At 62.1% G+C, this 12,115-nt stretch carries 6 protein-coding genes; all 6 read left to right on the top strand.

From position 1 onward, the window contains the following. The first annotated feature begins 230 nt into the window (after positions 1-230). The 6 genes from recC (at position 231) to AOA62_RS19480 (ending at position 11,884) form a co-directional block, all read left to right on the top strand. Entirely contained in the window at positions 231-3,683 is a 3,453-nt protein-coding gene (recC, locus tag AOA62_RS19505) for an exodeoxyribonuclease V subunit gamma (protein WP_099549474.1), read from the top strand. Then, positions 3,680-7,354 (top strand): exodeoxyribonuclease V subunit beta, encoded by a 3,675-nt coding sequence (gene recB, locus AOA62_RS19500; RefSeq protein WP_099549473.1) that lies wholly within the window; start codon positions 3,680-3,682, stop codon positions 7,352-7,354. Before recC ends, recB begins: the two co-directional genes overlap by 4 nt. Then, complete coding sequence (gene recD, locus AOA62_RS19495; RefSeq protein ID WP_099549472.1) at positions 7,351-9,420, top strand: exodeoxyribonuclease V subunit alpha; 2,070 nt, start codon at positions 7,351-7,353, stop codon at positions 9,418-9,420. The genes recB and recD overlap by 4 nt, the downstream gene beginning before the upstream one ends. 142 nt (positions 9,421-9,562) lie before the next feature. After that, entirely contained in the window at positions 9,563-10,129 is a 567-nt protein-coding gene (locus AOA62_RS19490; RefSeq protein ID WP_099549471.1) for a YfiR family protein, read from the top strand. Next, the gene (locus AOA62_RS19485; protein WP_017137979.1) at positions 10,126-11,388 is read left to right on the top strand and encodes a diguanylate cyclase; all 1,263 of its coding nucleotides are present in this window, start codon (positions 10,126-10,128) and stop codon (positions 11,386-11,388) included. Before AOA62_RS19490 ends, AOA62_RS19485 begins: the two co-directional genes overlap by 4 nt. A gap of 4 nt (positions 11,389-11,392) precedes the next feature. Continuing rightward, entirely contained in the window at positions 11,393-11,884 is a 492-nt protein-coding gene (locus tag AOA62_RS19480) for an OmpA family protein (protein WP_017137978.1), read from the top strand. The last annotated feature ends 231 nt before the right edge of the window (positions 11,885-12,115 follow it).

Below are 12,115 nucleotides of genomic sequence, written 5' to 3'. Positions count from 1 at the left end.
GTAGTGAAACGATGCATCGCCGATGGTAGTGTGGGGTTTCCCCATGTGAGAGTAGGTCATCGTCAAGATTAAATTCCAAAACCCCTGATTGCTAACGCAATCAGGGGTTTTGTTTTGGGCGGTCGAAAAGTATGGGCACGCAATGTATCAAGCGTTTCCCTGTTGCAGCCTGCCACCGCCTTCAATGCTAAAGTCCATGCCTCGATTTTGCTTTTCCCAAGGAAGCCGTTATGCCGGATGCGACGTCCCTCAGCGCTGGATTCATGGTGGTTCACGGCAACCGCCTGGACGAACTGCGCAGTCTGGTAGTCAGCTGGATGCGCCGTTATCCCCTGGCTCCTCTGGAAAACGAAATTGCCTTGGTCCAGAGCAACGGCATTGCCCAATGGCTCAAGTTGGCCTTGGCAGAGGATCCGGAAGAAGATGATATGGGCGGCTGTGGCATCGCTGCTGCTATCGACGTGCAACTCCCCGGCAGCTTCATGTGGCAGCTCTATCGCATGGTCTTGGGGAAGGATGAAATCCCGCCCAAATCCCTGCTCGATAAGGCCCCGCTGACCTGGCGCTTGATGCGCTTGCTCCCGGAGCTCATCGATCAACCGCACTTCGAGCCCCTGCAGCGCTTTCTCACCGACGACACCGACCTGCGCAAACGCTATCAACTGGCCGAACGCCTGGCCGACTTGTTCGACCAATACCAGGTCTACCGCGCCGACTGGCTGGAAGATTGGGCCGCCGGTCGCCATCAACTGCGCAATGGCCGAGGCGAAGCAAAGCCCCTGAACCCGGCAAATTGTTGGCAGGCCGAACTATGGCGTGCACTGCTATTGGACGTTGGCGAAGAGGGCATGGCCGAAAGCCGTGCCGGTGTTCACCAGCGTTTTATCGAGCGGATCAACACCCTCGAAAAAGCCCCTCAGGGGCTGCCGTCCCGAGTCATCGTTTTCGGCATTTCATCCTTGCCCGCCCAAGCGCTGGAAGCACTCGCCGGCCTGGCACGCTTCAGCCAAGTCCTGCTGTGCGTACACAACCCTTGCCGCCACCACTGGTCCGACATCGTCGCCGACAAAGACCTGCTGCGTAACGAGTACAAACGCCAGGCGCGCAAAGCCGGCATGCCAGTCACCATCGACCCGCAAACCCTGCACCAACATGCGCACCCGTTGCTGGCCGCTTGGGGCAAACAGGGCCGCGACTACATTAGCCTGCTGGACAGCTACGACGACCCCAACAGCTACCGCGCCGCCTTCCGTGATGGCCGCATCGACCTGTTCAGCGACAACGAACCCACCACGTTGCTCAACCAATTGCAGGACGACATCCTCGAACTGCGCCCACTCAATGAAACCCGCGAACTGTGGCCGGGTGTCGATCTAAATCACGACAGCTCCATCCGCTTCCACGTCGCCCACAGCGCCCAACGCGAAGTGGAAATCCTCCATGACCAATTGCTCCAACGCTTCAGCGCCGACCCCACACTGCGCCCGCGTGACATCATCGTCATGGTCCCCGACGTCGACAGCTACGCGCCGCACATCCGCGCCGTCTTCGGCCAGCTTGAGCGAAACGACCCACGCTTCATCCCGTTCACCCTCACCGACCAAGGCCAACGCGGCCGCGATCCGCTGCTGATCGCCGTCGAACACCTGCTAAAACTTCCAGATAGCCGCTTCCCCGTCAGCGAAATCCTCGACCTGCTCGACGTCCCCGCCTTGCGCGAACGTTTTGCCATCAAGGAGCGCGATCTGCCCACGCTGCACCGCTGGATCGAAGGCGCCGGCATTCGCTGGGGCCTCAACGCCGAACAGCGCGCCGGCCTCGGCCTCCCCCAGGAGCTTGAGCAAAACAGCTGGCGATTCGGCCTGCGCCGTATGTTGCTGGGCTATGCCGTGGGCACTGGAATCGCCTGTGACGGTATTGAGCCCTACGATGAAATCGGCGGGCTGGACGCCGCGTTGATCGGCCCACTGGTCGCCTTGCTCGATGCGCTAAACCACGCCCATCAAGCCTTGTCACAACCGGCAAGCCCCCCAGAATGGGGCGAGCGCCTGCAACGCCTGATGCAGCTGTTCTTCCTGCCCAGCAGCGAGCACGACGACTATCTACTCGGCCAACTCGAACAGCTGCGAGAAGACTGGCTGGAAACCTGCGAGTCCGTCGGCCTGCAGGACGAGTTACCCCTTACCGTCGTCCGCGAAGCCTGGCTCGCCGGCCTGGACCAAGGCCGCCTGTCCCAGCGCTTCCTTGCTGGGGCTGTCAATTTTTGCACCCTGATGCCCATGCGCGCCATCCCGTTCAAACTGGTCTGCCTGCTCGGCATGAACGACGGCGACTACCCGCGAGCCCAGCCACCGTTGGACTTCGACCTGATGGGCAGCGACTACCGCCCCGGCGACCGTTCACGCCGCGAAGACGATCGTTACCTGCTGCTCGAAGCGCTGCTGTCCGCCCGCGATCAGCTCTATATCAGCTGGGTAGGCCGCAGCATCCGCGACAACAGCGACCGCCCTGCCTCGGTATTGATCGGCCAATTGCGTGACCACCTCGCCAGCGGCTGGCATAACGCAGACACACAAGAACCGTTGCTGGAAGCCATGACCCAGGAGCACCCACTCCAACCCTTCAGCGCCCGCTATTTCCACGAAGGTGATGCGCTGTTCAGCTACGCCCGCGAATGGCAATTGCTCCATCAAGCACCCGTGGCCACGGCTACAGAAGAACACTTGGCAGAGCACCACCAGGAAGAACCTCTGAGCCTCGGTCAGTTGCAAGACTTTGTGCGCAACCCCGTCAAACACTTCTTCAGCCAGCGTCTGAAAGTGTTCTTCGAAGCCGCTGAAGTCCCGCTGGCCGATGAAGAACCTTTCGTTCTCGATGCCTTGCAACGCTACAGCCTCAGCGACAGCCTGCTCAATGCAGCCTTGGCCCAGCCCGATCACATAGACCAGGCCCTGAATGCCCAAGCCCTGCGCCTGCAAGGCAGTGGCCTGCTGCCCATGGTCGGTTTCGGCGAATGCCTGCGTAATGAATTGGTCGAGCCATTGCCTGATCTATTGCAGCGTTATCAACACCTACTGGCGCTCTGGCCCACGCCACAAACCGCCGCCGAACCGATCAGTTTTGAGCATCAAGGCATCGAACTCGAAGGCTGGATCAGTGGTCTGCATCGGCGCAGTGATGGCGGATTGTTAAGCGTCACCACCATCCCCAACAGCATTGGCTCGATCAAGACCCGCAAGTGGCATCGACTGATCCGCCCGTGGGTCAATCATGTGGTGGCCTGCGCCTGCGGCTTGCCACTCAGTACCGGGCTGGTCGCCAGTGACGACACCCTGCTGCTGGCCCCGCTGGAAAAAACCGTCGCCCAGGAAATACTCGGCAACCTTTTACTGGCCTGGCACACCGGCATGCGCAAACCACTGCCCGTCGCCGTGAAAACCGCCTTCGCCTGGCTCGGCCAAACCGACCCCGACAAGGCCCAGGCGGCAGCCAGCAAAGCCTACGAAGGTGACGGCCTGACCACCGACGGCGAACGCCGCGAAACCCCGGCGCTCACCCGCCAATTCCCGGATTACACCACGCTCATCGCCAGCGAAGAATTCGAAGGTTGGGCCGAGACCCTGTATCGGCCCTTGATCAACGCCCCATGGCGGTCACTCAGCAGCGAGGAGGCCAGCGCATGATCAGTAAACCTTTGGCCCTGGCCTTCCCACTCAAAGGCAGCCAGCTGATTGAAGCCAGCGCCGGCACTGGCAAGACCTTCACCATTTCCGCCCTGTACCTGCGCCTGGTGCTTGGCCACGGTGGTGAAGAATCCGGCTTTGGTCGTGAACTGCTGCCACCGCAAATCCTGGTGGTGACCTTCACCGACGCCGCCACCAAAGAGCTGCGCGAACGCATCCGCATCCGCCTCGCCGAAGCCGCGCGGTTCTTCCGCGACGAAATTGAGCAACCGGACGCCCTGATCGCCGACCTGCGTGACCAATACCTGCCCGAGCAATGGCCTGCCTGTGCCAACCGCCTGGACATCGCCGCCCAATGGATGGACGAAGCTGCCGTCTCGACCATCCACAGTTGGTGCCAGCGCATGCTGCGCGAACACGCGTTCGACAGCGGCAGCCTGTTCACCCAAACCCTGGAAACCGACCACAGCGACCTGCTCGGCGAAGTGCTGCGCGATTACTGGCGGCTGTTCTGCTACCCAATGCACGATGATGCGCTCAACTGGGTGCGCAAAAACTGGAGCGGCCCCGCCGCGCTGATGCCACGCGTGCGCGCGCTGTTCGGCAGCGAACGGCCCACCGATGAAACCCGTGAGCCGGCCGAATTGATCAACGCTTGCTTGCAAGAACGCCGCCAAGCGCTGGTCGCGCTCAAGGCGCCCTGGCAACAATGGGCCATCGAGCTGCGCGATATCTGCCTGCAAGCCGTCGCCGCCAAAGCCGTCGACGGCCGCAAGATGCAGGCGCGTTACTTCGAACCCTGGTTCGAAAAGATCAGCGCCTGGGCCGCTGACGAAACCCTCGAACAACTCGACATCGGCACCGGCTTCACCCGCCTCACGCCCGATGGCATGGCCGAAGCCTGGAAGGGCGAGCCGCCGCGTCACCCTGGCATCGACGCCATGACCAGCCTCAAGGCCAGCCTCGACGCGCTGCCAACCCCCGATGCCGCCGTGTTGCAACACGCCGCCGGTTGGGTCGGTAAACGCTTCGAAGAAGAAAAACGCCGCCGCGCCGAAATGGGCTTCGACGACATGCTCATCCGCCTCAACGCCGCCCTGCAAGCCGACGGCGGCGAGCGCCTGGCCAATGTGATCCGTGAGCAATTCCCGGTCGCCCTGATCGACGAATTCCAGGACACCGACCCGGTGCAATACAGCATCTTCGACAGCATCTACCGCATCGAAGAAAACCACCTAGACAGTGGCCTGTTCCTGATCGGCGACCCCAAACAGGCCATTTACGCCTTCCGTGGCGCCGACATCTACACCTACCTGCGCGCCCGCCAGGCCACCACCGGCCGCCATCACACCCTGGGCACCAACTTCCGTTCCAGCCACGCGATGGTCGAGGCGGTCAACCATGTGTTCCAGCGTGCCGAGACCGGCCGTGGCGCGTTCCTGTTCCGTGAGCGAAATGGCGACAACCCGGTGCCGTTCCACTCGGTGTTGTCCCAAGGCCGCAAAGAGCAGTTGCAGGTCGATGGCCAAACCTTGCCGGCGATGAACCTCTGGCACCTGCCCACCGATCAGCCGATTTCCAACGCGGTCTATCGCCAACAACTGGCGGCGGCCTGTGCTACGCAAATTGTTGAGTTGCTCAATGGCGGGCAGCAGGGCCGCGCGGGTTTCCTACAACCGGATGGCAGCTTAAAAGGCGTACTCCCGTCAGACATCGCCATCCTGGTGCGCGACGGCAAGGAAGCCCAAGCCGTGCGCGCCGAACTGGCCGCCCGTGGTGTACGCAGCGTTTATCTGTCTGACAAGGATTCGGTGTTCGCCGCCCAGGAAGCCCACGACCTGCTGGCCTGGCTCAAGGCCTGCGCCGAGCCGGACGTCGAGCGCCCACTGCGCGCCGCCCTGGCCTGCGTCACCCTGAACCTGTCACTGGCGGAACTGGAGCGTCTGAACCAGGACGAACTGGCGTGGGAAACCCGCGTGATGCAGTTCCGTGGTTATCGCGCGATCTGGCGTACCCAAGGCGTGCTGCCGATGCTGCGACGCCTGCTGCATGATTTCAAACTGCCGCAAACCCTGATCGCCCGCAGTGACGGCGAACGCGTATTGACCAACCTGTTGCACCTGAGCGAACTGCTGCAACAGGCCGCGTCAGAGCTGGATGGCGAGCAAGCATTGATTCGCCACCTGGCCGAACACCTGGCACTGTCGGGCCAGGCCGGTGAAGAACAGATTCTGCGCCTGGAAAGCGACGAACAACTGGTCAAGGTGGTGACCATCCACAAATCCAAGGGCCTGGAATACGACCTGGTCTTCCTGCCGTTTATCTGCTCGGTCAAGCCGGTGGATGGCAGCCGTTTGCCGCTGCATTACCACGACGAACAGGGCAAATCCCAAGTCAGCCTGCGGCCGACCGCCGAGTTGATTACCCAAGCCGACGACGAGCGCCTGGCCGAAGACCTGCGGTTGTTCTACGTCGCCCTCACGCGTGCCAAACACGCGTGCTGGTTGGGCATTGCCGACCTCAAACGTGGCAATAACAGCAGCTCGGTCTTGCACCTGTCCGCGCTGGGTTATCTGCTCGGTGGCGGTGCCTCGTTGGGCGAATCCGCTGGTCTGGCGCGCTGGCTGCTGGACTTGCAGGAGGGCTGCGCTGCCATCCACTACACCCACGTGCCCGACGCGCAATACAGCCTGTTCCACCCGCCGCGTAACGAGGCTACCTTGCTGGCACCGTTACTGCCCGCGCGCAAAGCCGCTGAAAACTGGTGGATCGCTTCTTACAGTGCGCTAAGAATTGGCGACAGCATGAGCGCCGCTAATCTAGAAGCACCAGAAAGCCCACAAGCCCAGAAGCTGTTCGACGACGAACGCCTCGACCCCGACGCACCGCGTGAAGTGGCAGCGTCTGGCGGCGACATTCACCGTTTCCCACGTGGCCCTAACCCCGGCACCTTTCTCCATGGTCTGTTGGAATGGGCGGGCGAGGAAGGCTTCAACGTGACGCCCGAGGCCATCGAAAAAGCCGTGGGCGCCCGCTGTAATCGGCGCAACTGGGAAGGCTGGATCGTCACCCTCAGCGGCTGGCTCGGCCATTTGCTGCAAACGCCGCTGCCGGTAGATAACGATCTAGTCGCCCTCAGCAGCCTGCAGCACTACCAGATCGAAATGGAGTTCTGGTTCGCCAGCCACAAAGTCGACGTGCTGGCCCTCGACAAGCTAGTGTGCCAGCACACCCACAACGGCGTGTCCCGAGTGGCCGCCGAACCGGTGCTGCTCAACGGTATGTTCAAGGGTTTTATCGACCTGACGTTCGAACACGACGGCCGTTATTACGTGGCCGACTACAAATCCAACTGGCTCGGCCCTGACAATTCGGCCTACACGCAGGACGCCATGGAACAGTCGATCCTCGAGCATCGGTACGACCTGCAATACGTACTTTACCTGCTGGCCCTGCACCGCCAGCTGAAGGCGCGCCTGCCGGATTACGACTACGACCGCCATGTTGGCGGTGCGCTGTACCTGTTCCTGCGGGGCACCCAGGCCACCAGCCAGGGCGCGTATTTCACCCGGCCGCCACGGGAGCTGATCGAAGGCTTGGACCTGTTGTTCCAGGGCAAACCCATACCGCCCAAGGTTGAGCCCGCCTGGGAACAAGGAGTGCTGCTATGAGCCTGTCGCCCTTACCGCTTGAGGACCTGATGCCACTCAGTCGCGCCGCCGACCTGTTGCAGTTGTTGGAACGCTGGGTTGAGCGTGGCTGGCTGCGCGCATTGGACAAAGCCTTCGTCGGTTTCCTCCACGAACTCGACCCGCAGGCCGACCCACTGGTATTGCTGGCCGCCGCATTGACCAGCCACCAATTGGGCCATGGCCACGTCTGCCTGGACTTGTTCGAAACCCTTAAAGCGCCAGACTTTGCCCTGTCATTGCCCCCCGAAGGCGACCTGCAAACCGGCGCCATGTTGCTGCCCTCGCAATTGCTCGACGGCCTTGATGGCGCCCACTGGTGCCAGGCGCTGGCCGCCAGCCACTTGGTCGCGCTGGCTGTTGATGGCACTGAATCGGCCCAAAGCCGCCCGCTGGTGCTGTCCGGCAAACGCCTGTATTTGCGCCGCTACTGGACCTACGAACGGCGCATCGACATGGCATTACGCCTGCGCCTGGCCACCCTGGAAACCGTCGCCACTGATTTGCCGCAACGCCTGAACACCTTGTTCGATCAAGCGCCGCCGGACGGCGTGATCGACTGGCAAAAACTTGCCTGCGCCCTGGCCACACGCGGTGCCTTCAGCATCGTTACCGGCGGCCCCGGCACGGGTAAAACCACCACTGTAGTGCGCTTGCTCGCGCTGCTGCAGGCCCCGGCGGTAGAGGCCAACAGCCCATTGCGCATCCGCCTCGCCGCGCCCACGGGCAAAGCCGCCGCACGCCTCACCGAATCCATCAGCCAGCAAGTGTTGTCGCTGAATGTGCCGGACAGCGTGCGGGAAAAAATCCCCACCCAGGTCACCACGGTTCACCGCCTGCTTGGCAGCCGCCCCGGCACGCGACATTTTCGGCATCACCTCGGCAACCCGTTGCCATTGGATGTGCTGGTGGTGGACGAAGCCTCGATGATCGACCTGGAAATGATGGCCAACCTGCTGGACGCGTTGCCGCCCCACGCACGCCTGGTATTGCTCGGGGACAAAGACCAACTCGCTTCGGTCGAAGCCGGCGCCGTGCTCGGCGACTTATGCCGTGATGCCGAAGCCGGCTGGTACAGCCCCGACACGCGCCAATGGCTGCAAGCGGTCAGCGGCGAAGACCTCAGTGCCAGCGGCCTGCAGGAAGATCTCGATGGCAGTCATCCGCTCGCCCAGCAAGTGGTCATGCTGCGCTATTCGCGACGCTTCGGCGAAGGCAGTGGCATCGGCCAACTGGCGCGTTGGGTTAACCAGCAAAATGCCGAAGAGGCGCGCAGACTGCTTGCCGCGCGCAGCCATAACGACCTGTTCTGCCTCAGCCTCAAGGGCGAACACGATCACGCGCTTGAGCGCCTGGTGCTGGACGGGCAGGGCGACGACGCCCAGGGTTATCGCTATTACCTCAACCTGCTGCACAGCGCGCGCCCGGCCCTCGACACAGCGCGCGAAGACGCCGCCTGGACCCACTGGGCGCAACAACTATTGCAAGCCTTCGACGCCTTCCAACTGCTCTGCGCCGTGCGCAAAGGCCCATGGGGCGTGGAAGGTTTAAACCAGCGCATCACCGCCGCCTTGCGCAAAGTGCGGCTGATCGAAGGCGATGACCAATGGTACGAAGGCCGCCCGGTATTGATGACGCGCAACGACTACGGCCTGGGCTTGATGAACGGCGACATCGGCATCGCCCTCAAACTGCCCGAAAGCGACGGCGGCCCACAGGTGCTGCGTGTGGCTTTCCCACGCAACGATGGCCAGGGTGGGGTGCGTTTTGTACTGCCCAGCCGTCTGAATGATGTGGAAACCGTGTACGCCATGACCGTGCACAAATCCCAGGGCTCCGAATTCACTCACACGGCGCTGATCCTGCCAGATGCGCTGAACCCGGTGCTGACCAAAGAGCTGATCTACACCGGCATCACCCGCGCCAAACGCTGGTTCAGTTTGATCGAACCGCGAGGCGGGGTGTTTGAAGAAGCGGTGCGGCGCAAGGTCAAACGCCTGAGCGGGTTGATGCTGGAGTTGGATGCCGCCCTCGATAAAACTGACTGATTGGTCATTAAATATTTCTGGTTTAGTTGTCTGATTTTTCTGAAAATATAGCGGGCTTTGATAAACCCCCAGTTCGTGGGGTTTTCCGCCGCTGTGCTATCGTTGCGGCATCACCCTGTAAAATATTTGAGAGAATTGCTGCATGAACGTGGCTGTCTCGCCCACAGAGCGCAGTTTGAGCTGGAGACGCATGTTACTGGTGGCGGTGCTATGCCTGCTCGCCCCGCGTGTATTTGCGCAGACGCCCAGCCTGGCGGATCACCGCGCCCAGGCGGTCACCCAAGTGGTACTCGGCATCCTCAGTTATGCCCGTTGGCCGGTGGAGCCTGCACAACTGCGCTTGTGCATCGTCGGCCCCACCCAATACACCGACGACCTTGTCAAAGGCACCACCCAGGCCACTGGCCGCCCGGTGGTGGTGCAGCGCCTGCTGGCCGATAATCCCGATATCGTCAGTGCCTGCGACGCCATTTACATCGGCAAACTCACCGCCGATGAACGCAGCCGCCTGTTCACCTCATTGATCGGCCACCCGGTGCTCAGCATCAGCGAAGGCGGCGACCAATGCACCGTGGGCAGCCTGTTCTGCCTGCGCGTGGGCGATGAGCAAGTGTCGTTCGAGGTCAACCTGGATTCCGTCGCCCGTAGCGGCGTGCGCATCCACCCCAGTGTGTTGCAACTGTCCCGACGTCGAGCGCCAGCGCCATGAGAACCGCTAAAGCGCGGCCGACCTTGCGTTCGGTCATTGGCCGTGGGCATTTGATCCTGGCACTGGTGGCCGTGACCCTGGCCAGTGTGTCGCTGACCCTGCTCGGTGTGCTGGCGCTGCGGGTGTATGCCGAACACAACCTGCACCTGATCGCGCGCTCCATCAACTACACCGTGGAAGCTGCGGTGGTGTTCGATGACAGTGCCGCCGCCACCGAAGCGCTGAGCCTGATTGCATCGACTGAAGAAGTGGCCCAGGCCGAAGTCTTCGACGCCAACGGCAAGCTGCTGGCGCAATGGGTACGGCCCGAAACCGGCATGCTCTCCAAGGTCGAGCTGGCGGTGGCGCACACCCTGCTCGAACAGCCTATCAGCCAGCCGGTCCTGCACCAGGGCCAGCCCGTCGGCAGCATTCACTTGGTCGGCCATGGCGGCAGCCTGCTGCGCTTTTTGCTCAGTGGCCTGGCCGGGATTCTGATTTGTACCGCGCTCAGCGCCTGGGTTGCGTTGTACCTGGCGCGGCGTCTGTTGCAAGGCATCACCCAACCGCTGCAAAGCCTTGCCGCCGTGGCCCACGCCGCCCGCAGCGAGCGCGATTTCGACCGCCGCGTGCCACCGGCGCAGATCGCCGAACTCGATAGCCTCGGCAGCGACTTCAACGCCTTGCTCGGTGAGATGGAAGCCTGGCAAAGCCACCTGCAAAGTGAAAATGAAACCCTCGCGCACCAAGCCAGCCACGACAGCCTCACCGGCTTGCCCAACCGCGCGTTCTTCGAAGGCCGCCTGATTCGCGCACTGCGCAGCGCCGCCAAGATCAATGAGAAAGTGGCGGTGTTGTTCCTCGACAGCGACCGCTTCAAAGACATCAACGACAACTTTGGCCACGCCGCCGGCGATGCCGTGCTGGTCGCCGTCGCCGAGCGCGTGCGTGCGCAACTGCGTGAGGATGACCTGGTGGCGCGCCTGGGCGGTGATGAATTCGCGATCCTGCTGGCGCCGCTGCACAAGGCCGAGGATGCCCAGCGCATTGCCGACAAGATCATTGCCAGCATGGACAAACCAATCCCGTTGCCCGGCAATACCCAGGTGCTGACCTCCCTCAGTATCGGCATCGCCATCTACCCCGATCATGGCGCCACTCCCGGCACCCTGCTTAATGCCGCCGACGCGGCCATGTACCAAGCCAAGCGGCTGTCTCAAGGCGGCCAGCAAACGGCGGAGGCGGAGCCTACCGCTGCCAACGTTCAACACAGGAGTTGATCCCTTGTTCTCGAAAACGCGTGTTCTGTTTATCACTTTACTGGTGGCCTTCCTGGCCCTCGGCGGCTGCCAGACGCCGCCGCCCAAAGGCCTGACCCCGGCGCAAGTCGCGGTCCTCAAACAACAAGGCTTTGAACTCACCGACGAAGGCTGGGCCTTCGGGTTATCCGGCAAAGTGCTGTTCGGCAGCGACGTCGAAAGCCTCAACAAAGCCAGCACCGACATCGTCGAACGCATCGGCAAAGCCCTGACGGGCGCCGGTATCGACCGCGTGCGCGTAGACGGCCACACCGACGCCTCGGGCAAAGAAACCTACAACCAGCAACTGTCCCTGCGCCGCGCCAAAAGCGTGGGCAAGGTGCTGACCAGCGTGGGCATGAAAGAAGAAAACATCCAACTGCGCGGCCTGGGCAGCAGCGAACCGGTGGCGTCAAACACCACCGTGGCAGGCCGCACCGAGAACCGGCGCGTGTCGATCGTCGTGATTGCCGACTAAGCACCACACTCAGTTCCAAAGTGGCAATGCGGACAACTGTGGGAGCTGGCTTGCCTGCGATAGCGGTGTATCAGCAGTAGATAAGCTGCCTGACCCACCGCCATCGCAGGCAAGCCAGCTCCCACACTTTTTTGTCCGATCGTTCCCACGCTCCGCGTCACTAGTGTCCGGTAAACATGTTTCATAGCTGAAGGCTGCCTTGGGCAGCCTTCAGCTTTTCTCGCTCCTGCC

It is taken from the genome of Pseudomonas sp. 2995-3, from assembly GCF_002742565.1.
GTDB lineage: Bacteria > Pseudomonadota > Gammaproteobacteria > Pseudomonadales > Pseudomonadaceae > Aquipseudomonas > Aquipseudomonas edaphica.
The sequence above is the reverse complement of the archived record's forward strand: the minus strand, read 5'-3'. Positions and strand labels throughout refer to the sequence as shown.

What these genes read in the sequence shown, in the direction of transcription:
- recD (WP_099549472.1), top strand. Translation starts at nt 7,351, where the DNA reads ATGAGCCTGTCGCCCTTACCGCTTGAGGACCTGATGCCACTCAGTCGC.
- AOA62_RS19490 (WP_099549471.1), top strand. Translation starts at nt 9,563, where the DNA reads ATGAACGTGGCTGTCTCGCCCACAGAGCGCAGTTTGAGCTGGAGACGC.
- AOA62_RS19485 (WP_017137979.1), top strand. Translation starts at nt 10,126, where the DNA reads ATGAGAACCGCTAAAGCGCGGCCGACCTTGCGTTCGGTCATTGGCCGT.
- recC (WP_099549474.1), top strand. Translation starts at nt 231, where the DNA reads ATGCCGGATGCGACGTCCCTCAGCGCTGGATTCATGGTGGTTCACGGC.
- recB (WP_099549473.1), top strand. Translation starts at nt 3,680, where the DNA reads ATGATCAGTAAACCTTTGGCCCTGGCCTTCCCACTCAAAGGCAGCCAG.